Genomic DNA, 21,509 nt, shown 5'->3' on the forward strand with positions numbered 1-21,509 from the left:
CCGCAGGCGATGCAGGGCAATGAATGCGTACTTCACTTTGCATCCCTGGCGAAGTACGCGGCCGCTTTTTTYAGGATGTCGCGCTCCTCGGTGACGCGAGCCAGTTCCTTCTTCAGCCGTCTGATCTCCTCGGCCTCATCGCTGTCTTTGACGTTCGATGTGCCGAACTTCTTCTTCCACTCGTAGAGCGAATGCGGGCTGACCCCCAGCCGCTGCGAGACCTCCGCTACCGGATAGCCCCGCTCAGTGATCTGACGCACCGCATCACGTTTGAACTCTTCTGTGAAATTGCCTTTGCCCATATAGGCCTCCTGCCTCAAGTTTAGGGGAGAAGGCGTCTACAAATCTAGGGGCTATTCAGTCGGCGAGAATGGCGATCAGCGCGTGGGACTTGCCAACACCCGTTGCCGAGAACTGCCGCATCAGTCCGCGGAGAGCATAAGAAGGTACAGTTTGGTACAAAAAAACCAAAGCTGGACACACACGGAACACATGCGGAGCACTAAATTGTTGCATTGCTTTCGCGCCGAAAAGGTCGGAGACACACACTCTATCGGGAGTTCCCCATGCGCACATCAGTAACCTACTTAAGTTCCGGGTTGAAGATTGCCGGCCATATTTACAAGCCGCGGAAATCAAACGGGTGTTCAATTGTGATTGGTCATCCGGGTACATCGACAAAGGAGCAATCGCCGGCGCTATATGCACAGAAACTCGCCGATCAAGGATTTATCGTATTGACCTTTGATGCTGCATATCAAGGTGAGAGTGGAGGTTTGCCTCGTGGTCTGGAAAATCCCGCGCAGCGAGTCGAGGATTTTAAGGCTGCTGTTTCCTTTCTAAGCGTCCAACCAGATATCAATGCCAACAGAGTTGGTGTCCTGGGCATATGCGCGTCGGGCGGTTATGTCATCTCCGCTTCCGCGGGCGACCGCAGGATAAAGGCAGTCGCGACCGTCGCAGCGGTTGACGTCGGCCTGCAAATCCGTGTCGGTGCGGACGGAAAACAGGACGCAGCGGTCATCAGCAGTCTGCTGGATGCGGCCGCGCAAGCTAGAACCCGGTCAGCAGGGGGCGAAGATATGGGGAGCTTCCCGATTTTTCCTGCATCTGAAGAAGAGGCACGCGCTGGAGGGCTCCATGTCTTTGAGGGCTGGGAGTATTACTGCTCAGATCGATGCAGTCATCCGCGCTCAGCAAAGTCGCTCACCTGGGATAGCGTGGACAGAATGGCCACATTTGATGCATTCCGCTTCATCGAAATGATCGCACCTAGACCGCTGTTGATGATTACAGCCGAAAGAGCTGTGACCGCATGGATGACTCGTGACGCTGTTGCAAAAGCACGAGAACCCAAATCACTGTATACGGTCAAAGACGCTACCCACGTCGATCTTTACGATAGAGTTGACGCTGTTGATGACGCCGTGGCGCAGCTAGTTGCCTTCTTTTCTAAAGCTCTTTAGCTCTTCTACGGGATCTGGGTCGGCGAGCAAAGGTCGATCAGGTATCCTTCATTGCGCTCATGGGTAACCGCTCGCTCCTCCGTGCTTGGCATCACCTCGAATCGTCAGGGCTACCGGACAGTAGTTTTCATAGGGCCTCGCCGCGCCGTTCGCCGTTCAGTTAGCGGCGTCGTCCCAGTTTCTGTTGGTTCGCGCGTAATGGCTTGCGCCGCTGTTTGCTAGGGATCATAAATCACCCATTGCCTCGGCTCTCTGCCCCCGACCAGAAATCCGGGCTGGCAAGGACAACTTTGTGGCCTGCAAAGCAAATTGCCGCACTCGCTCAACCTTTTCATGGGACTGACCCTCTGCACCCCGTGAGAACTTGTGGAGCAGCAAGTCACCCAAACCGTTGGAGCCGCCCCAAGATCAGGGACGGTTCCAATGATGGATTTTGCTTGTCGGCTTTGAGAGTTTTGCCGAACTAGCCATGCAGGAGCGGCGGCCCTTTTCGAGCGCGAAGTGCCAGTCCGAAAACAATGTAGCTCCAACCTTGGAAGATTAGATCTACCGTTAAAAAGGCACACGCCCAAGGCAACGAACCATCCCCAATTCCCTTCAACTTGTCTAATAGAAGTGCCGAGCCCGGCGTTGGATGCCACTGTCGACATCGAGATACCCTTTCTAATGACTTGGGTGATTGAACTAAAATTGGCTTTTTTCAAGAGAAGGTATTCGGATCGGTTATTTTGCTCTCGCGGCGGCGTCGACTGTTTGAGCAATCCACTGTTCCACGCTCAGCCCGCCTTGGCGGTCGACAACTCTGCCACCGCGGGAAAATAATTTGTTCGGCGCTTTTGCTTGGCACATACCGTAGTCGCGCAAAACAGCGATAGCGGACGCCGTTAGTCGAGAGAGCGCATGGGCTGATAGTTCCTCCGCCGAAGTGCCATCACCAGCAGAATTGCGCCAAATTAGCTCCAAAGCATTTTGAGCCGCTGAAATCGCCGAAGTTCATTGGTGCCGCCCTGTAGACTAGGTCAAACGCTCTTGAGTGGTCCGTCATTGAGCCCGACACTGTTCGAAGGTTTAATCATTCGACGCCGCGCCGTTTGGCCGACTTATGGCATCTTCTCCAAAAGGCACCTGGTGTGGAATTACGCAGCTCTTGCGCGGCCTGCATGGCCGCCTCCGCGTCGCGCGTCCCCATTTCTAACGAGCGAACTCGAGAGACGTCTCTCTTCCCTCAAGTCATCGCAAACATCGCGGTAGTCACTTCTTAGAGGCGCTCGCCGTCCTTCGAGACGCGGCGAGAGATCCGTCCTCCCAGAGTTTCGTTTTCTAAGAGATCGAGACATCGGAGAGCCTGCTGGCGTGGCCTACTCGTGATCGTTGCTGAGGCGATGAGATTCCCAACCTGCCAACATTCGGTCGATCGTCTGCAGATCGTATCCCCGCACGATCAGACGTCGTATACGCTCTGCTCGAAGGTTGGCCCGCCATTGGTGAATGGTCATTCCCGCACTCAGTTCGAAGGATGCAGCTAGATCAAGCGGCGACATGCTGACCTCCGTCGATAGTTCGGAAAGGGACAGGTCGCCGTCGAGATGCTCCGCGATGCGATCCTTCGTTCGAGCTTCCTGACCACGTGACAGACGTTGTATCGTTGTTGTCCCGATCCTGCATCCAGCATAAGTCTTGATCGCATGAGCCGTGGCAGCAATGCTGACGTGGTCCACCAGTAGGCGGTTCGAATCCCGCGGAGCCCGGAAACACGGAAGGATCGCCCGCGCCAGATTGTGGAGGATGACATCCTTCACGCCCAGTCCCGGATAATGATCGAAACTGTCTACGTCTGGCAGGCCTTCTCGTTCTGCGACTTCCAGAAGAGCCTCGCGCGGCAGGTAGAAGCTCAGGTGATGAAACGTGCTGATGCTGTCGGCGACAGGCGAGGAGCGCAGGTCGTAGATGTTCGCTGTTCCGGCAGGAAGGAAATCAGTCTGTACCCGGCGGCCGTCGATAAACAGCCCATGGGAGTGTACGTCGCGGAGCTGTATCGTCACCAGGAACGCATCTTCGACGGGGATCGGCTCAGTGAGACCGGTGTCCTCTTTGTCGCAGCGGATTTCCGTCACCGCCACTTTGGCGTTCTTCAGGGTCCGAGCGACAAACGAGGGTGCCGTGTCGGTCTTGAACGTACGCCGCAGCGTCTCGCCGTAGGCTCCGTTTTCCTTCATGTCGAGACCTCCCAGAGTGACCGGCGGTATGCGCCCGGCGTCGCGAACACGAGACGGGCAAATGACCGTGTGAAATGGCTCTGATCGGCGAACCCGCAGGCATGCGCGATCTCGCCCAACGTGAGCGACGTCGACCGCAGCAAGTCTTTCGCACGCTCGCATCGTCGGAGTACCATCCATTGGTGTGGCGCGACCCCGACGGTCTGCTTGAACGCACTAACGAAGTGCCGTGCGGACATGCCACACTCGCGCGCTATTTGCGCCAGAGGCACCTCTCCGGCAATGTTGGCGTCGATCAATTCCTTGGCCCGCCGTTCCATTTTCTGCGTTAGCCCAGTCGGCATTCCCTTTTCCAATATGCGAAGATCGCCATAGCCTCCGGCAAGATGCGTTGCGACCGCCAGCGCCAGGTGATCAAGGAAGAGCTGGCTTGCGTACTCCGGGGTCTGGAAGGCGGGAAGGATAGCGGCGCTGAGGCTCGCCACTACTGGGTCGTCGGTCGGACGGCCCTCGTGAGCATTCAGCTCGCTGAAGATCGCACCATTCTCCTCGGCAAGCGTGTCGAACGCCGCCTTCGGAAGGTAGTACATCACGCAATTCGAGGTCTCGCGAACGAATGCGATCGGGTCGACCCGCAAGTCGTAGATCGAGGTCTGTCCTGCAAACAACGGCAACCGTCCGCTGCCGCGGCCATTGATCCAGAGCTCGTGCTCCAGGCAATCCTCGACCTGGAACGCGACGAGATACGCGTCTTCCGTTGGAATGGGAGATGTCAGGCTGGGCCGTTGGCAGCGAATGTGGGTGATGCCTATTTCCGATCGTTTCAAACTGGTCGTGACGATCGAAGGCGCGCTTTCGAGTTGGAAATGATCCCCGAGCTTCTGCCCATAAACCCCTTGGCTTCGCATTTTCGGCCTCCAGCCAACCGCTGACGATCCTAGACGGTCTTCGGAAGCATCCCCTGCATGATGTGGCCGTCCTTTGGACGAAATGGACGCAAATGGCCGATCGCGCATGAAGCGTCCAACCTTCGTCGCCCCGATGCCGCGAAATCCTCAGCAGTCGCTTGGAGAAATTTGGCGAAAGCGACGCTGCAGATGCCGTCGGCCTGCAACATCAGGGCGACGAGAGGATCCGCCATCATCTCCTCGATCGTCATTTCGCTCCGTCCCCCGCAATCGCGCTTCATCAGCCGTCCTCCGACATGTCGAACAAGTGGCGGATGCGATCCGCAAAGGAATATGTGGGCTGCTCCCTCGACTTGACCCTATCGGCCATGACGTGGTTGTCATGCTCCGTATGCTTGAAGGAGAGCAGTCCAAGATGATCGAGAACTCCCTTTCGGGTCTCCATGATCTGCCGCAAAATATCCTGCGGGGCTTCGTAGATCACGACCGGGGTCAGTGCCCGTTTGGTCGCCGTCTCGGGGGTGTCTGTCAGGACACCCACGTTCACCGAAGCAGTCGTGTGGAGAAAGTCTCGTGAGTTCGACGGTCGACCCGGCAACCTCTCGCTCTACGACCACGACGCCACTTCGAATGATAGCTAGTCCCCGCAGGGTCTCGCCTTCAGACACGATGACTGATCCCCTTTCGAAAATACGTTTTCCGAGCGATCCGGCCAGTATCTCCTTCTCTTCCTCCGTCAGGCTCCCGAACAACGGAAGGGATGAGACCAGACGCCATGGCGTACCTCGGTCGCGTTCTTCGCTGTCTTGGGCATGGAACCCTGCTGCCGCGGCAGGAGCCGCAAGCCTGAGGCCGGAAGCCCGCAGGTGCCGAAAAACGAGGTCGAACAGTTCATTCTTCGCCGCCATGGTTCGCGAGATATCCTTCACCCTGCATACCAGTTCGACTTCGACAGCGATGCTGTCCAGCGCTGTGATCCTCACCGAGGGTTCCGGGTGCTTGAGGATGTGGTTGCTGCTCGAAAGCACAGTCCGCATCACGTCCTCGATCACCAAGGGAGAGTGGGTCGGTCTGACCCGGAGAACCAGAGATATTCCGTGCGTTTCGTCGGGACTGCTCTGGTTGACCAGTCTTGCCTTCGCAAGGGCGCTGTTTGGAACGATAACGAGGTCGTTCGTCCCGCTAAGCAGGTGGGTCGCTCGCCAGTTGGTTTCGACGACCCGCCCCTGGATGCCGTCATCGAGGACTATCCAGTCCCCGATGCGGTAAGGTTTCCCGAGATTGAGTGCGACGCCTGAGAAGACGTCGGCGAGGGTATTCTGCAAGGCAAGGCCGAGGACGATGGCAAATACGCCCGATGTTGCAATCAAGGTGCCAACCGGGATCTGCAGCACGTAGGAGATGATCGAGAGCGCGGTCCCGACGAAGACCATTCCGACAAGGATATCCTGTAGGAGTCGCCCCTCGCGCGGCGTTCGCTCGAAGATGAGAAACAACCGGATCAGGCTGACTAGGAGCATCGATCCCGATATCCACCAGACGGCTTTCGCGAACCCTGCGGCGGCGCGGCCGATGCCATCCTCTCCCGGAGGGAGTGCTTCGTATGGTGCGAGTCCTTGCAGGAAGAGAACGAACGTCAACGCGGCAAAGAATGCAGCGTTGAGCGCGACCTTCGTCGGCGCTGATCCTCGCCCGAAAATCCTCGTCACGATCCTGGCGAGTACGATGATCGTTAGCTGGACCCGATAATCGTGAACCAGAAGGTCCGTCATCTGGGTAACTGAGCCGGGCAGACGGAAGGCGGGCAGGCCGGCTGCTGCGTGAGGGCCAATCCCGAGGGAGAACTCGGCACATAGACCCGTGCTCGCGGGCTTCCTTCGAATAGGTGCCCGCGGAAAACCAGCGTGACAGTCACGAAGATCATGGCAAAGAACACGGCTGCAGCCGGAAACCCGGAATAGCTCTCTTCCGAGCGACGATTAGGTTTCGACATCTGGGGCGCCGCCTTCAACGCTTAGGTCAGGTAGATGACGGAGCCTTCCGGTCTGGCGGCGGCAGGCTCCGGGCGTGCCCCTCTAGCGGGTCGTGATCCCTGACCATCGAGCCGAACGCAGACCTCCATGTATCGGAGGAGCCGGGCGCGACCCGTCGACGCCGTCGCCCATATGGAGAGTGGCGCACTGGCCGTCGATAGGGCCGGCGCCGCGCATCTGACCCTTGTGCCGAACCCGGCGACACTTCCTCCGGAGCCGAAGAGCGAGTTGAAGGCCAGCTCGCCAGAGCTGTGGCAAAGGAGAAGCTGTATGGTAGCCTTTAGCAACGCATTCTTGCCGACAAGCGTGCCTGATCCTGCGGCACGACGCACGGCGTTCCTCGTTGGTGGCAGATCGACCAAGACTGCGTCGGGAGAAACCAGGCTCTCGGCCCGTGCAGGGTGGAACGCGCCATCGAGGAATTCACGGAGGATTTCGGCGGGGTCGTTTCGCATGAATGTCTCCTTATGCCGACGGTATGTCCCTGGAACGGATACTGGGATCGGAGAGGCTCAATCCGAGCCTATGAATTCGGTGATGAGAGCGACGGCCTGGTCAGGCTGTTCTTCCATGATCCAATGGCCGGAATCCTTGATGACCGCGCCGCGGACACGTTCAGCGACGGAAAGCAGTTCGTCCTTCATTTGTTCCCCATAGGAATGGTCTCCGCCGACCGCCAGGATCGGCATCTTCAGCTTTCCCTTCTCGGCAAAGATCGCCCGGTTGTCCTTGGCGTCCTGTGCAAACGCCGCGAACTGGCCGCCGAAGGCATCGTGGATGGCGCCCGGTCGGGCGTAGAGCTCCGCATAGTGATTGCGGGTCTGCTCATCGATCCTTGAAGGATCCGCCGACAGTTCGTTATAAAAACGGTCCAGAAGGATCCGCTCGCGTCCGGCAACGAGACGCTCGACGTCGGGACCTCTGAAGTTGAAATGCCAGACCTTGGGATTCACGAGCTGCTTGTCCCAGTTTCCAAGACCGGGCAGCGGGGCGTCCATGATCACCCACTTCGTCACCCTGTCCGGATACTGGACTGCCAGCCTGTATCCGACCATGTTGCCGATGTCATGGGTGACGAGATCGAAGTTCTGGATCCCCATGTCGTAGAGCGCCTTGGCGAATGCCGTCGCCTGGCTGACTTTCTCATAACCGCCTTCAGGATGGTCGGAGAGACCCATTCCGCGGAGATCGGGGACGATGACGGTATGGGATTTGGCGAGTTCCACCGCGACAGGTTCCCACATGTCGCCACTGTCGCCGAATCCATGGAGAAGGAGAACTGCCGGGCCGCTGCCTCCAATCCGAAAAAACTGCCCGGCGCCGTTCATGGTGATGTCTTGCCGGATGAAGCTCGGAGGAAAGGCCTTAACGTCGGCTGCCGCTTGCGGCGCGTTCAGTCCGGCCGCGAACACGACCGACATAATCAGGCGGGCCGGGACTCCAAAACGGATGTTCATTTCGAGCTCCTTCATGTCGTTATGGAATTGTAGCCGAACGTCTCGGGCTCCCTCTTGCGCCCTTCGGTCGCCTATTGGCGAAACGGGACGCAACCAATTTAATCAAGCGGATACGGACGCAAGCTCGAGGAGTGTTGTCCTGTCACGGAACCAGATTGGTGACACAATCTCCGGCGTTTTCGCCAGCGGGATCATCAGCTTTGGTTGTTCGGCATCTGCAGTGTTTTCGAACCCGACGAATAAAAACGGTCGCCACACTCCGAAGCAGCCCGTCTTCGACGCTCCGCTTCCGAATTGAAACGGATACGATCTCCGGCGTGTCGTCCCGACCGAGTAAACTCTCGGCGATGATCGCAGACGGTAGGGGCGCACCCGTATACGCGGCGATAAGGCCGTTGCTCTCGAACTCGAGCATGACAAACGTCAGCAGGGAAGGTGGCAGTCGCCTTACCCTGCCGCTGCAGACATCCAGTTCCCGGCCTTCGGAAGTCATTTCTCCGGAGCCACCTTCACCGCGGAATCGATACCATTTCGAATGCCGCGCGATGTAGTCGGCACTCCAGCGAACGTCGCATTCCACGCCGCCGTTTCGCGTAAGGTCGCAAAGCTCAGCGAGGGTTTCCAGGAATATTCTGCGATAGCTGGCATAGGTCATCGTCGTTTCCTTTGAGAATCGAACGGAAAACTTCACAACCATGGTCTTCCGCGTTGCGTGGCTACGCCGCGCAGATGATCAGTGCTGCGCCAACGAGGGCGACAACGTCTTCCACGAACGCTGCTGGACGGTCGTTGCCGAACGAAGCCGCCATCTGCCGACGCGCCCATGCTCCGCCCAGCGTCCCGACGACGGCTCCGAACGCGCCAAGTCCGATACCTGCGGCGATCAGATTGCCTGCGGCTCCGAGGGTGCCCCCGGCAAGCGCGCCCATCAGGATACGCGCACCGAACTGCACGGGCACCTTCCGCGACGGCGTTGACGGCAACTGGTCGGTCACGAGTTCGACGCAGGCGAGGGCAGTCAGGATCCACGGCGTCCATTGATAGCCCATGAACCAAAGCCAGGAATTCGAGACGTCGAAATAAAGAAGCGTCGCGCCCCAGGCGACGGCCGCAGGAGCGGTGAAGGCCCGCAGTCCTGAAACGATCCCCGCGAACAGTGCAAGCAGTACGATCATGTCCGACCTCCTATAGAGTGCTCATGCCGCCGTCGATGGTGAGTTCGCTGCCGACGATCTAGGGAGCCTCGCCCGACGCCATGAAAACGATGGTCTTTGCGACCTCCGAAGGCTCCCCGAAACGGCCGGCCGGAATCTGGCCCTGGATCTGGATGGCCATCGCCTTCATGTCCGTGCTGCTTCCCGCCACGATGACGCGCGCCCCTCGGCGATGAGGTGCGGGGCGGTCTCAAGCCCGATTCCGCTGGTGCCGCCTGCAATGAGTGCCGTCTTGTTTTCCAACCGAGGCATCTTGTTCTCCTTCGGGGCGGGGTGCCCTTGAAGACGAATGCTAGGCGCGAAACGAGGGACTTTTATTGAAGAAGCAGGACACGAACGCGTAGCCGCAACCCACGATGTCCCGATCGTTATGTAGCCGTCCGGCTTGAAGGACTAGCTCATCCAGACGCGATGCTTGACGAACCGTTCGGCAAGCAGGTCGATGAACAGACGGACCTTGGTCGGAAGATGGCTTCTATTCGGGTAGACCGCATTGATTGCGAATTCCACGCCCCGATATTCCGGGAGCAGGCGGACGAGTCGTCCTTCGGCCAGATCCTCGGAAACGAGGAAGCTGGGGGCGAGGCTGATCGCCCGCCCGTTGATAGCCATATACCGGAGTGTCTCAGCGCTATTGGTGACAACGGAGCCACTGACCTTCACCTGGCTTCTTTCACCGCCGTCCACCTCGAAGGTCCAGTCGTCGCCGTATGGATAGTAGGTGTAGCGGGTGCAGTCGTGACCCGCGAGGTCGGCCAGCGCCGAAAGACGCTGACGGGTGTCGAGATAGGACGGCGAGCACACGAGGATATGCCGCCATGGGGTGAGCTTGCGGGCGACAAGGCTGGAATCCGGGGCTGGCGTCGTGCGAATGGACAGGTCGTACCCGTCCTCAATCATGTCAACCATTCGCTCGGTAATGCTCAGATCCAGGGAAACGGACGGATAGAGCTGGAGGAATTCATCCATGACCGGAAGAAGAAACCTCACGACGGCGGCCGTGGAATTGAATTTGAGGACGCCACGCGGCGTGGTGGTCAGCGCGCCTGCGGCGCGATCCGCCTCATCGAGGTCGGCGAGGATCTGGGCCGAGCGGTCATAGTAGAACTTCCCCGTTTCCGTGAGGCTGACCTTGCGCGTGGTGCGGTTCAGGAGGCGGACGCCGAGCCTCTCCTCGAGCGACTGGACATGCGTCGCTACCATCGTGACCGACATGTTCAACCGTCGTGCCGCTGCGGTGAACCCTCCGCACTCCACCACTTTTCCAAAGACCGAAAGACTCGTCAACCGATCCATGTCCGCACCTCTATTATCCGCTCTCAGCGTATGATCCTTACCGATATACGCGGATTATCAATCGGTGAATAGCGGGGCATCTTTACGTCATCCAACTAGGGCTGCGCCTCAGACGCGCCGAATAACAGGAGAATTGAAATGGTCGAACTGCCCCGCAAGGAGGTTTTCGAAACCTCCGCAGAAGCCGATCGGAAGATCAAGGACGTGCCTTCGTCTCCTGTCGAACAGCCCGCTGCCGCACAGCCTGCTCCAGCGGCCAAGCCACGCAAGAGTGTCGTCAAGAAGGGCGTACTGATCGCGGTTCTCCTGGCAGGTGCAGCATACGGCGCCCATTTCGGTCATGACTACTGGACTGTCGGCCGCTTCATCGAATCCACCGACGACGCTTACGTGAAGGCCGACTACACCACCGTCGCCCCGAAGGTCGCTGGCTACATCAGGGAGGTCCTTGTCAACGACAACGACGTCGTGAAGGCAGGGCAGGTGATCGCCAGGATCGACGACAGGGACTTCAAGGCCGCTCTCAACCAGGCGAAGGCCGACGTGAAGGCCGCGGACGCCGCCATCACCAATGTCGACGCCCAGATCGATCTCCAGCAGTCGGTGATCGGTCAGGCCAAAGCCTCGATCGATGCTTCGAACGCCTCGCTCGTCTTCGCAAAGTCCGAGGCGGCCAGAAACGCCCGTCTCATCATCAGCGGGGCGGGTAGCCAGTCGAAGGCTGAGCAGACCCAGTCACTGATGGATCAGGCGTCGGCTGCCGTCGAACGCGACCAGGCTGCCCTCGTCGCGGCCCAGAGCAAGGTGCCCGTCCTGAAGACGCAGCGCGACCAGTCGGTCGCCCAGAGGGACAGGGCGGCCGCAGCGGCCCAGCAGGCTGAACTGAACCTGTCCTACACCAACATACTTTCCGCCGTCGACGGCACCGTCGGCGCCCGCTCCATTCGTGTCGGCCAGTTCGTCACGTCGGGCACGCAACTGATGGCCGTCGTGCCGCTCCACTCAGTCTACGTAGTCGCGAACTTCAAGGAAACACAGCTCACCTACGTCAAGCCGGGCCAGACAGTCGAAGTAAAAGTCGACAGCTTTCCCGACCTCGAGGTGAAGGGTCATGTCGACAGCATCTCACCCGCCAGCGGTCTCGAGTTCTCGCTTCTGCCTCCCGATAACGCGACGGGCAACTTCACGAAGATTGTCCAGCGCATTCCGGTGAAGATCCTGATCGATGACGAGGAACTCGTGGGCCGCCTGCGGTCCGGCATGTCCGTCGAACCAGAAATCGACACCAAGGAAGCCCAGCTTTCGGAAGGCAAGTAGGGATTGCCCGCTCCTGGCGGATAATCCTTCCGTTCCTTTCCCGATTATCGGCAACCCATCGTCATGAGAGATTCCGCATCAGCCGGAAGGAGATAAGTCATGGCTACGCTTCAGATCGCAGCAAACAGCAACCAGCATCCCAAGGTGGCCCCCGCGCAGTCTGCCAAGTCCGAAATGAGTTCGTTCCGGATGTGGTGCGCCGTCGTCGGCTCAACCCTCGGCGCCTTCATGGCCGTCCTCAACATCCAGATCGTCAATGCCTCTCTCGCAGACATCCAAGGCGCGATCGGGGCAGGCAAGGACGACGGCGGCTGGATCTCGACTTCGTACCTGATCGCCGAGATCGTCGTCATCCCGCTCAGCGGCTGGCTGGCAAGGGTCTTCTCCGTCCGCAACTACCTTCTGGTCAACGCGATCCTCTTTCTGGTCTTTTCGATCGCCTGCGCCTTCGCCGTCAACCTGCAGCAGATGATCGTGCTCAGGGCCATCCAAGGCTTCGCTGGCGGCGTTCTGATCCCAATGGCCTTCACCATCATCATCACGCTTCTGCCAAAACCCAAGCAGCCGATCGGTCTCGCGCTCTTCGCGCTTTCGGCCACGTTCGCCCCGGCGATCGGCCCGACCATCGGCGGCTACCTCACCGAGAACTACGGCTGGGAGTTCATCTTCTACGTCAACCTGGTACCCGGTTCCCTCATGGTCGCAATGCTCTGGCTGTCGCTCGACCGTGCACCGATGAACCTCAGCCTGCTGGCGAAGGGCGACTGGCCCGGCATCGTCACCATGTCCATTGGTCTCGCCGCCCTTCAGACCGTTCTTGAGGAAGGCAACAAGGAAGACTGGTTCGGCTCCGACTTCATCGTCCGCCTGTCGGTCATCGCCGCTGTCTCGCTGACTTTGTTCCTGATCATCGAATTGAAGACTGCTCATCCGCTGCTCAACCTCCGCCTGCTGATGCGCCGCAACTTCGGCTTCGGGATCGTCGCGAATTTCCTGCTGGGCATCGCGCTCTATGGGTCCGCATTCGTTCTGCCGATCTACCTGTCGCGCATCCAGGGCTACAACTCGGAACAGATCGGTATGGTTCTCGCTTGGACAGGCATCCCACAGCTTCTGCTGATCCCGCTGGTTCCGCGACTGATGAAGCGCTTCGACGTCCGCCTGCTGATCATAGTCGGGTTTGCGCTGTTTGCCGCATCAAACTTCATGAACGTGTTCATGACGGGCGACTATGCGAGTGACCAGCTATTCTGGCCGAACGTCGTGCGCGCCGTCGGTCAAGCCCTCGTCTTTACGCCACTCTCGGCTATCGCCACGGCTGGCATAGAGCAGGAGAACGCTGGCTCCGCGTCCGCGCTCTTCAATATGATGCGCAACCTTGGCGGCGCAGTGGGCATCGCCTCGCTGCAGACCTTCCTGTCGAAGCGCGAGCAGTTTCACTCGAACATCCTGACGAACTCCGTCAGCGTTTTCGAGGAGGCCACCCGGACCCGTGTCGCAAAACTGACGACGTACTTCATGAACCACGGTGTCAGCGACCAGGCCACGGCGACCCACAAGGCAATCGTCGCCATCGCATCGAGTGTCCGCAAGCAGGCAAACATCATGTCCTTCAGCGACACGTTCTTCCTACTAGGGGTCGCTCTGGTCGTCGCCCTCGTTGCTTCGCTTCTTCTGAAAAAGCCGGGCCAGGTTTCCGGCGCTGGCGCCCACTAATCCGCAATCGAAAGGCACGTCGATGAACACGATCATGCAACAGCCGATGTCACGCCGGCAGCGCGCGGAGAAGGGGCGGCCCATGGATCCCGGCTCGATCCTCTCGGTCCTGGAATGGCTTTCAGGTGACGAGTGCCATGCGATCGACGAGGCCGGACTGATCTCCGGACTAGGGCGCAGACTACGCCAGATCGGCCTTCCGGTAGACAGGCTCACGCTCCATCTCATGACCCTGCATCCGGAAATTCTCGGCCGCACCCTGGCATGGGCGCCCTCCGAGCCGATCGAGATCCACGATCGCGAGCACGGGATGAAGCTTGCTTATGCGACCAGCCCTCTTCGCAAGGTGATGGATAGCCGTGAACCCATGATCGTCGACACCAACGATCAACAGTGGCCTTGGCAGCATATCGACGTGTTCAGGGATCGCGGGCTGGTTCAGCTCGTCATCGCGCCACTCTGCAATGTCGACGGTCCCGTCAGCGCGGCGGTGTTCGGGACCAAACGTCCGGGTGGATTCGCAACGTCGGAGATCCGGGCCATCGAACGCATTCTCCCGGCTCTCCGCAACACCTGCGAGCTTCGCGTCATGCGTCAGGCGGAACTCTCCCTGCTCGATGTGTACATCGGACCGATGACCGCACAGCGCATCCTCGCCGGGAGGATCCGGCAGGGTGAGATCGAGACCATGGAGGCCGCGCTTTTGCTGTGCGATCTCCGTGGCTTCACGGAGCTTTCAAACAAATTGCCCGAAGACAAGGTCCTCGATCTTCTCAACGCGTACTTCGACATCGTCGTTCCGGCTATCACCAGCCAGGGAGGTGAGGTGCTGAAGTTCATGGGCGATGCGGTGATGGCGTTCTTTCCGACCTCGGATGCGGTGATGGCGAGCGAGCAGGCTCTCGCGGCGACGGACCAGATACTCGATGAACTCTCGCGGTTCGACATGGAGGGTGTCAGCATCGATGCCGCCGTCGCGCTGCACTACGGAAAGGTGAGCTACGGCAACGTCGGTTCGGGGAGACGCCTAGACTTCACCGTGATCGGCTCCGACGTGAACCTTCTCAGCCGCATCCAAACCGCCTGCGGCGCGCTCGGGAACTCCGTCCTGATGTCGGACGCATTCCGGCGCAGGGTAGGGACGGAGAACGTCGTCACAACGAAATTCCACCATCTGAAGGGATTCGATGACCCGATCGAACTCTTCACGATCACGACGCCGAAAACACGCACTCACTGACCGAGTGGTGTCTGGCGCCGAGGGATCGCGGCGTACGGCCGTGCGTCTCAATCAACCAACAAGGAAAAGAAAAATGGCACCTCGTTTCAACTTCGGAAAAGCTTCTCCGGAAGCCTACAAGGCCGTAGCCGCTCTGGATCAGTTCGTGCAAGACAGCGGTCTCGAAGCGCACGTTCTCCACCTCATCAAGCTTCGCGCTTCGATCATCAACGGCTGCGCCTATTGCGTGGACATGCACGTCAAGGAAGCCCGTCGCGACGGCCTCTCCGAGCAGTGGATCAATCTCATGTCAGTCTGGCATGAAGCGCTTGTCTATGATGCGAAGGAACGTGCTCTCCTCGCATGGGTCGACGCCGTGACGAATATCTCCAAGACTGGCGCGCCCGACTCTGATTTCGAGGCACTCAAGGCACATTTCTCCGAAACCGAGATGACGCTGATCACGGTGGCGATCGGAACGATCAATGTCTGGAACCGCCTCGCTGTCAGCTTCCGAGTTCCTCATGCGCTGGATGGCGCTGCGAAGGCTGCGTAAGCAGTCCATCGCTCCGGCGACGGGACTGTAGAAAGCCTAAGACGGCCGCCACGATGGCGGCCGTCACGCTTCTTGCGAAGTCATTTTGGCCTGAAGAGAGCCTGGTATTGTTCCTGTGTGAACGTCTGATAACCGAACTCGCCGCGAGGATGCTTGTCGGCCCAAGCCAAAACCTCCGGGGTGGGAACGACCAGCGTCCTCTGTCCTTTTGGATGAAAGCAGTTCTTTCCGCTCTTCATGTAGAAGGCTCCGAACTGCTTGATGTACGTCCGCCCCTTTTTCGGGTTGGTGCCATCGATTTCGGTGACCGAGTAACCAAGCATATGGTGCTGCGTCTGTCGAACGACTGCGATGCTTCCGGTCTCGGCATTGCGGTAATATGTTTCTATGTCGGCTTGGGTCTGCAGCGCGCAAGGCGAAACTTTGGTTCTGTAGGGTTCGGCCTTCACATCCTTGGCTTCGGCCGTCACGTCGGAGACTTCTCGTTTCCGACTCTCCACAACCACTGTCTTCTTCGTTTTATCCAAGTCGTCCTCCACTCCGATCCCTGTAATTGCAGCGGGCGGCCTGACGTAGGTTGGCGAAGTGTCGCTTTCAAGCCAAAGTTGCGAGGGTCGGTCGCGGTTCCGCGGAAATGTCATCGGCACACGTGCGTGGGTGGTTATTGCGGCCCAATCTGGCCAAGCCCGTCCTTTTGCTGCCAGACACTCAGATCGTCATCCTGCACGCATGGTCCGCACTCTTTCAATTTATCCAGGGTCGGGAGCGGGGACGGTGAGGCGGTATCTGCATGGCGCGCTTCAAGCACTCTGTCTCTTAACCGCCTCGGTCGCCGTAGCGGCCGACGCCTCCATGGACGGCATGGCAGAGCGCGTCCAAGCCTGCACACCGTGCCACGGTGTCGAAGGAAGGGGTACAAACGATCCCTATTTTCCGCGTCTCGCGGGCAAGCCCTCGGGCTACCTCTACAATCAGCTTCTTGCATTCCGGAGCGAGCGCCGGAAATACCCGCCGATGAACTACCTTCTGCAGTTCCTGCCGGACGCCTATCTGAAGCAGATCGCTGACTACTTTGCCGCTCAGACACCTCCGCTGCCAGCAAATGGTCCGACCGAGGTCAGCGCGGCGGTTCTCGATCACGGCAAGTCGCTTGTCACGGGCGGGGACGCTGAGCGGAGAGTTCCCGCTTGTGTCAGTTGTCACGGCTCCCTTTTGACCGGACAGGAACCCGGCATACCGGGGCTTCTTGGTCTTCGCGCAACCTATCTGAGCGCGCAGCTTGGGGGCTGGCGCTACGGAACGCGTACCGCAATCTCGCCGGACTGCATGCAGATCGTGGCGGGCCATCTCAATGAGGATGACGTGCGCGCAGTCGCCGCGTGGCTCGCTTTGCAACCAGCCCCGGAAAATGCCTCCCCATCGCCGAGCGGAAGCTTCGCGCTTCCCTTCGAATGTGGCAGCCAGCCCGAAAGGGGCGCACGCCCATGAGGTCGGTCATCGCCAGTGTCATGGTTGCGGCCATCGGTCCGGCGGTTGCATCGATGTTGTTCTCGAACGCGCCGATCCTCGCCCAGGAAGCAAGCTCGAAACCCGATTCGGCCATCGTCGAGAAAGGCGAGTATCTCGCGCGAGTAGGCGACTGCATTGCCTGTCATACCGCCCCCGAGGGAAAGGCTTTCGCAGGCGGGCACGCCATGCCGACGCCGTTCGGAACCATCTACACCTCGAACATCACACCGGATCCCGAGACAGGTATCGGGCGATGGAGCGCCGACGACTTTTACAGGACGATGCATGAAGGCCGCTTCCCAGACGGCGGACTTCTTTACCCGGCGATGCCATTCGGCTCATATACGAAGGTCAGTCGCGAGGACAGCGACGCGATCTATGCCTATCTCAGGACCATCGAGCCTGTTTCCCGGGAGAACAAAGAGCACGAGCTCGACTTCCCATACAATAACCGCTCGCTCGTGCTCGGATGGCGGACCCTCTTCTTCAAAGAAGGTGAATTCAAGCCTGACACGGCGAAATCCGACGATTGGAACCGGGGCGCCTATCTCGTCGAGGGGCTGGGTCACTGCGGCATGTGTCACACACCGATCAATTCGCTGGGCGGCAATTCCGAATCCGACGCCTTCAAGGGTGGTTTGATCCCGATGCAGAACTGGTACGCGCCGTCGCTGACCTCCAACAAGGAAGCGGGGCTCGGCGAGTGGAGCATCGAGGACATCAGCGACCTGCTGCAGAAAGGCATCTCAAATCGCGGAGTCGTCTACGGCCCGATGGCAGACGTGGTCTATAACAGCCTGCAGTATTTGAACGACGCAGACACGCGGGCGATGGCGGTCTATCTGAAAAGCATAGCACAAGACTCGCCCGAGCCTGCCGTATCGCGCCTGCCGCACGCCGAAAGCAGCCTGCTCGTCAGCCTAGGGAAGGCCGTCTACGACGGCCAGTGCGCAAGCTGTCACGGGGCGAAAGGCGAGGGTAGGCCGCCTCACTATCCGCCGCTCGCGGGCAACCAATCCATTCAGATGGACTCCGCAGTGAACGCGATCCGCATGGTGCTCAACGGCGGCTATCCTCCGGGAACGTTGGGGAATCCGATGCCACATGGAATGCCTCCGTTCTCGGTGAGCCTTTCCGACAATGAGGTCGCAGCGGTCGTCAGCTACATCAGGACATCGTGGGGCAACACGGGCGCTCCGGTCAGTGCCGCCGAAGCCAATCAGTTGCGCGCGGCCCCGCTCCAATGAGGACACCATGATCAACACCGACACACCGGATGGAGATACAGCCGTACGCGACCAGAAGGTCGACGACATCGTGGCGAGCGGCCCGAGCGGCGCCATCGTTGTCGCGGGCATCGCCACTGCCGTGGTCATAGCCATGTGGCTGCTCTTCTACTTTCTCGTCTTCCTCCCGCGCGGAGCCATGCCATGACTGTCGATAGTCACCATTCCACGAGTGCGCTCGTCGCCGCGCGCATCGAGCGCAGATGGGCCGCGATCTCGATCGTGATCATCGCGTTCCTGACGGGGATGGCTGCCTATGCCGGGATCCATCAGGCGACGATGCCTCAGGCCCAAGTGGAGACTATCGATCCCGTCACACTGCACCTCTCCGGAGAGTTCGTGGAATCGAATCTTGGCACAGCGGTGGAGCCAGATGGATCGGTGACTGTCCGTGCCGTCGGCCAACAATACTCCTTCACTCCGCCCTGCATTCTCGTTCCCGCCGAGACGAAAGTGGTCATCCGGGCGACCAGCGCCGATGTCGTTCACGGGCTTCTCATCCAGCAGACCAATGTGAACACTATGCTGGTGCCCGGCTACGTCTCCGAACAGACCGCACGGTTTCCCACCATCGGAGAGCATCTGATGCCCTGCCAGGAATTCTGCAGCGTCGGACACGAAGGCATGTGGGCGAAGGTCAAGGTGATCGATCGCAACGAGTTCATGGCGCTCGCCGCCGCCAAGCGGAGACTGAGCTGTGTTAAGTAGCCGACGCCTGATACTCGCGCACTTCTGGCTTGCCTTCGGCGTCTTCGGATTAGCCCTGATCCTCGGCGCCTGGCAGATGTTCATCCGCAGCCCGCTGGCATCATGGATAGCTAATCCGGAGTGGTACTATCGGTCGGTGACCGCCCACGGGACAGTCATGGGCTATGTCTTTCCGACTTTGGTCGCCATGGGTTTCGGTTACGCGATTACGGAAAGCTCGCTGAAGACCGCACTGATCGGAGGACGCTGGGCCTGGGCCGGGTTCTGGCTTATCGTCGTCGGCGCTGTCACAGCAATGATCCCGGTCTCGTTGGGACTGGCGTCCGTTCTCTACACTTTCTATCCGCCGATGATCGGCAACCCGTTCTACTACATCGGCGTAGTTTTGGTCGTGGTCGGCTCGTGGATCTGGGTCGCCCTGATGTCCGTCAACCTCTACCACTGGAAGCGCGCTCATCCGGACGCTCCAGTGCCTCTAGCCATGTATGCCAATGTAGCCAGTTCCTACCTCTGGGGGTGGACAGCGGTCGGGGCGGCTCTTGAGCTTTTGATTCAGATTATTCCCGTAGCGCTAGGACTTCGTTCGACTATCGATGCCGGGCTGGCGCGCGTCTTCTTTTCCTGGACGCTCCATGCGATCGTCTATTTCTGGCTCATGCCGACCTACATCGCCTACTACACGATCGTGCCCAGGGCGATCGGCGGCAAGCTGTATAGCGACAGCATGGCACGCATCTCGTTCGTGCTCTTCCTCGTCGTCGCGATGCCGATCGGAATCCATCACACCTTCGCAGACCCGCAGGTCGGCTCTGGCTTCAAGTTCGTCCATTCCGCCTTCACCGCGATTGTCGCGTTACCGACGCTGCTGACCGTCTTCACGATCTGCGCGTCCGTCGAGATCACGGGCAGGCTACGCGGAGGAAAGGGGCCGTTCGGCTGGCTCGTGGCGCTCCCGTGGAAGAACCCGACAATGCTCGCGGTCGCCTTCTCCTTCATCATGCTTGGCTTCGGCGGCGCGGGTGGCCTGATCAACATGAGCTACCAGCTCGATAGCTCGATCCACAACACCCAGTGGATCACCGGACACTTCCACCTGATTTTCGGTGGTGCGATCGTCATTATGTACTTTGTCATCGCTTACGATCTCTGGCCCCACCTGACCGGGCGATCGCTGCGCGACCTGTCGCTGATGCGTGCGCAGCTCTGGCTATGGTTTATTGGCATGATCGTCACAACCTTCCCCTGGCACTATGTCGGCATCCTCGGAATGCCCAGGCGGATGGCCTACTACGACTATTCGAACGCGGCGCTGGCTGATGAGGCCATGCCAGTCGTTCTGTCGGCCTTCGGAGGGTTCATTCTCGTGCTGTCGGCAGTTCTCTTCTTTGTTGTCCTGATCAGGGGACATCGCTCGACATCGGTCGAACCCGGCGTCTACACCTTCAGTGTCGCTGTCCACCCACCGGTCCGCGTTCCCGCGGCCTTGAACAGCCACGGCATGTGGGTCGCGCTGATGATCGGACTGACGGTGACGAACTACGGTTTCCCGATACTCCAGCTCGCGCTCCGACAGGACACTTCGGTACCTGCGGTCTATGTCGGGGTTCAGAGATGAGTGGCGAAAGGCTCCTCAGCTTTGCCAACAGGTGGTTTACGACCAGCGTCGGACTCACGGTGGCGATTCTCCTGCTGTCAGTCCTGACGGGGTTCGTTCTGCTTCCCTATGCTTCTCCGGACAGCCGTCTGACCGGACTATGGGATTCGATCTGCAGCGCGGCCGGGTTTCCCGTTCGGCGGTCGGCGGGCGATGTCATCGCTCTGGACTTTGCTGTCTCGTCAGCGAAATTAAACGAGACGATCCTGCGCAACCCGCCTGCCGAATCCATCGGGCGCGGCGCGACTCTCGCTCAGCAATGCGCGATCTGTCATGGACCAACCGGGATCAGCCGCGCGGACTCGCCGAACCTCGCAGGTCAGTACGCTGCCGTGATCTACAAGCAACTTCACGACTTCAAGACGGGCGCTCGAGTGAACACCGTCATGAGCCCGTTCGCCATCCATATGAGCGAGCAGGACATGCTCGACCTCGCGGCCTATTATTCGTACCTGCCGAGCTTGCCGGAAAGCGGTGCGAAAACCGTCGAACCAGTTCCAACGATCGTTGCCAGTGGAGCGCCAATGCGAGGGATCGCACCATGCGGATCATGTCATGGCGGCATTGAGACAAAAGAAGGGAGCCCCTGGCTGAACGGTCAGTCAGCTGTCTACGTCAAGTCGCAGCTGCATGCGTTTGCGGCAAGCGCCAGACGCAACGACACCAGCCAGCAGATGCGGAACATCGCAAGAGCGATGACGGAAGACGAAATCGACGCCGCCGCGAAATATTATTCGTCGTTGCAGTGAGGAGCATGAGGATGGAACGGTTGCGGATCGATCATGTCAGGCATGGGCAGGCCCTTCTGGCGATGCGGCTCCCTCGTATTCGACCATACTTGAGCCGCCCACACCTTGCCGAAGTTTGCGAGTCCTATAGCCTCGTCAGTCTCCAAATCGACAGGCTTCGACGCGAGAACGCTCCGCACGCCACCATTGAAGAGTATGAGGATCT

General features: G+C 59.4%; 21 protein-coding genes and 2 pseudogenes. 11 read left to right on the forward strand and 12 right to left on the reverse strand.

Annotation, left to right across the window (positions count from 1 at the left end; all coding sequences use genetic code 11):
* Nucleotides 1-302 (reverse strand): annotated as a pseudogene (locus tag ASE04_RS22670) (transposase); the annotation flags it as partial.
* 264 nt (nucleotides 303-566) lie between these two features.
* Between ASE04_RS22670 and ASE04_RS22675 the strand changes: the two are divergent.
* Nucleotides 567-1,466 (forward strand): alpha/beta hydrolase, encoded by a 900-nt coding sequence (locus ASE04_RS22675; protein ID WP_056822769.1) that lies wholly within the window; start codon nucleotides 567-569, stop codon nucleotides 1,464-1,466.
* A 1,358-nt stretch (nucleotides 1,467-2,824) separates the two neighbouring features.
* On the opposite strand, the gene ASE04_RS22680 is transcribed toward ASE04_RS22675, so the two are convergent.
* The 10 genes and pseudogenes from ASE04_RS22680 to ASE04_RS22720 all read right to left on the reverse strand — a co-directional run bounded on the left by ASE04_RS22680 (nucleotide 2,825) and on the right by ASE04_RS22720 (nucleotide 10,590).
* Nucleotides 2,825-3,682, reverse strand: coding sequence for a helix-turn-helix domain-containing protein (locus ASE04_RS22680; protein ID WP_056822772.1), 858 nt, complete (start codon nucleotides 3,680-3,682; stop codon nucleotides 2,825-2,827).
* Nucleotides 3,679-4,590 carry a helix-turn-helix domain-containing protein gene (locus ASE04_RS31950; protein WP_056822774.1) on the reverse strand — a complete coding sequence of 304 codons (912 nt, stop codon included), beginning with the start codon at nucleotides 4,588-4,590 and terminating at the stop codon, nucleotides 3,679-3,681. The genes ASE04_RS22680 and ASE04_RS31950 overlap by 4 nt, the downstream gene beginning before the upstream one ends.
* A gap of 29 nt (nucleotides 4,591-4,619) precedes the next feature.
* Complete coding sequence (locus ASE04_RS22690; protein WP_056822777.1) at nucleotides 4,620-4,871, reverse strand: hypothetical protein; 252 nt, start codon at nucleotides 4,869-4,871, stop codon at nucleotides 4,620-4,622.
* A gap of 99 nt (nucleotides 4,872-4,970) precedes the next feature.
* The gene (locus tag ASE04_RS22695) at nucleotides 4,971-6,362 is read right to left on the reverse strand and encodes a mechanosensitive ion channel family protein (RefSeq protein ID WP_156408869.1); all 1,392 of its coding nucleotides are present in this window, start codon (nucleotides 6,360-6,362) and stop codon (nucleotides 4,971-4,973) included.
* A gap of 242 nt (nucleotides 6,363-6,604) precedes the next feature.
* A complete protein-coding gene (locus ASE04_RS22700) occupies nucleotides 6,605-7,078 on the reverse strand; it encodes a hypothetical protein (RefSeq protein ID WP_056822779.1) in 474 nt (157 codons plus the stop codon).
* 57 nt (nucleotides 7,079-7,135) lie between these two features.
* Entirely contained in the window at nucleotides 7,136-8,080 is a 945-nt protein-coding gene (locus ASE04_RS22705) for an alpha/beta fold hydrolase (RefSeq protein ID WP_082597467.1), read from the reverse strand.
* Between the two features lie 716 nt (nucleotides 8,081-8,796).
* Nucleotides 8,797-9,255, reverse strand: coding sequence for a hypothetical protein (locus ASE04_RS22715; RefSeq protein ID WP_056822785.1), 459 nt, complete (start codon nucleotides 9,253-9,255; stop codon nucleotides 8,797-8,799).
* A 58-nt stretch (nucleotides 9,256-9,313) separates the two neighbouring features.
* Nucleotides 9,314-9,427: pseudogene (locus tag ASE04_RS30820) on the reverse strand (short-chain dehydrogenase); the annotation flags it as partial.
* Nucleotides 9,421-9,546 (reverse strand): hypothetical protein, encoded by a 126-nt coding sequence (locus tag ASE04_RS31955; protein WP_274533892.1) that lies wholly within the window; start codon nucleotides 9,544-9,546, stop codon nucleotides 9,421-9,423. The pseudogene ASE04_RS30820 and the gene ASE04_RS31955, both read right to left, overlap by 7 nt.
* Before the next feature lie 141 nt (nucleotides 9,547-9,687).
* Complete coding sequence (locus ASE04_RS22720) at nucleotides 9,688-10,590, reverse strand: LysR family transcriptional regulator (RefSeq protein ID WP_056822788.1); 903 nt, start codon at nucleotides 10,588-10,590, stop codon at nucleotides 9,688-9,690.
* Nucleotides 10,591-10,728: 138 nt separating this feature from the next.
* Between ASE04_RS22720 and ASE04_RS22725 the strand changes: the two genes are divergently transcribed.
* From ASE04_RS22725 to ASE04_RS22740, 4 genes are all read left to right on the forward strand, one after another.
* The gene (locus tag ASE04_RS22725; RefSeq protein WP_056822791.1) at nucleotides 10,729-11,907 is read left to right on the forward strand and encodes an HlyD family secretion protein; all 1,179 of its coding nucleotides are present in this window, start codon (nucleotides 10,729-10,731) and stop codon (nucleotides 11,905-11,907) included.
* Nucleotides 11,908-12,006: 99 nt separating this feature from the next.
* Complete coding sequence (locus ASE04_RS22730; RefSeq protein ID WP_056822793.1) at nucleotides 12,007-13,623, forward strand: MDR family MFS transporter; 1,617 nt, start codon at nucleotides 12,007-12,009, stop codon at nucleotides 13,621-13,623.
* 22 nt (nucleotides 13,624-13,645) lie between these two features.
* A complete protein-coding gene (locus tag ASE04_RS22735; protein WP_056822796.1) occupies nucleotides 13,646-14,863 on the forward strand; it encodes an adenylate/guanylate cyclase domain-containing protein in 1,218 nt (405 codons plus the stop codon).
* Between the two features lie 73 nt (nucleotides 14,864-14,936).
* A complete protein-coding gene (locus tag ASE04_RS22740; RefSeq protein ID WP_056822799.1) occupies nucleotides 14,937-15,398 on the forward strand; it encodes a carboxymuconolactone decarboxylase family protein in 462 nt (153 codons plus the stop codon).
* Between the two features lie 80 nt (nucleotides 15,399-15,478).
* Here the strand turns inward: ASE04_RS22740 and ASE04_RS22745 are convergent, their stop codons facing one another.
* Complete coding sequence (locus ASE04_RS22745) at nucleotides 15,479-15,937, reverse strand: hypothetical protein (protein ID WP_244490478.1); 459 nt, start codon at nucleotides 15,935-15,937, stop codon at nucleotides 15,479-15,481.
* Between the two features lie 313 nt (nucleotides 15,938-16,250).
* Between ASE04_RS22745 and ASE04_RS22750 the strand changes: the two genes are divergently transcribed.
* Genes ASE04_RS22750 through ASE04_RS22775 form a run of 6 tightly spaced genes read left to right on the forward strand, consistent with a single transcriptional unit; the run spans nucleotide 16,251 to nucleotide 21,304 of the window.
* Nucleotides 16,251-16,886: a c-type cytochrome gene (locus ASE04_RS22750; RefSeq protein WP_443216908.1), complete on the forward strand. Its 636-nt coding sequence runs from the start codon at nucleotides 16,251-16,253 to the stop codon at nucleotides 16,884-16,886.
* A 53-nt stretch (nucleotides 16,887-16,939) separates the two neighbouring features.
* A complete protein-coding gene (locus ASE04_RS22755; protein ID WP_056824021.1) occupies nucleotides 16,940-18,154 on the forward strand; it encodes a c-type cytochrome in 1,215 nt (404 codons plus the stop codon).
* Between the two features lie 7 nt (nucleotides 18,155-18,161).
* Nucleotides 18,162-18,341: a hypothetical protein gene (locus ASE04_RS22760; protein ID WP_056822808.1), complete on the forward strand. Its 180-nt coding sequence runs from the start codon at nucleotides 18,162-18,164 to the stop codon at nucleotides 18,339-18,341.
* The gene (locus ASE04_RS22765; protein ID WP_056824024.1) at nucleotides 18,338-18,901 is read left to right on the forward strand and encodes a cytochrome c oxidase subunit II; all 564 of its coding nucleotides are present in this window, start codon (nucleotides 18,338-18,340) and stop codon (nucleotides 18,899-18,901) included. The genes ASE04_RS22760 and ASE04_RS22765 overlap by 4 nt, the downstream gene beginning before the upstream one ends.
* Complete coding sequence (locus tag ASE04_RS22770) at nucleotides 18,891-20,516, forward strand: b(o/a)3-type cytochrome-c oxidase subunit 1 (RefSeq protein WP_056822811.1); 1,626 nt, start codon at nucleotides 18,891-18,893, stop codon at nucleotides 20,514-20,516. The genes ASE04_RS22765 and ASE04_RS22770 overlap by 11 nt, the downstream gene beginning before the upstream one ends.
* Nucleotides 20,513-21,304 (forward strand): c-type cytochrome, encoded by a 792-nt coding sequence (locus ASE04_RS22775; protein WP_056822815.1) that lies wholly within the window; start codon nucleotides 20,513-20,515, stop codon nucleotides 21,302-21,304. The genes ASE04_RS22770 and ASE04_RS22775 overlap by 4 nt, the downstream gene beginning before the upstream one ends.
* The last annotated feature ends 205 nt before the right edge of the window (nucleotides 21,305-21,509 follow it).

This window comes from Rhizobium sp. Root708, from assembly GCF_001429725.1.
Lineage (GTDB): Bacteria > Pseudomonadota > Alphaproteobacteria > Rhizobiales > Rhizobiaceae > Rhizobium.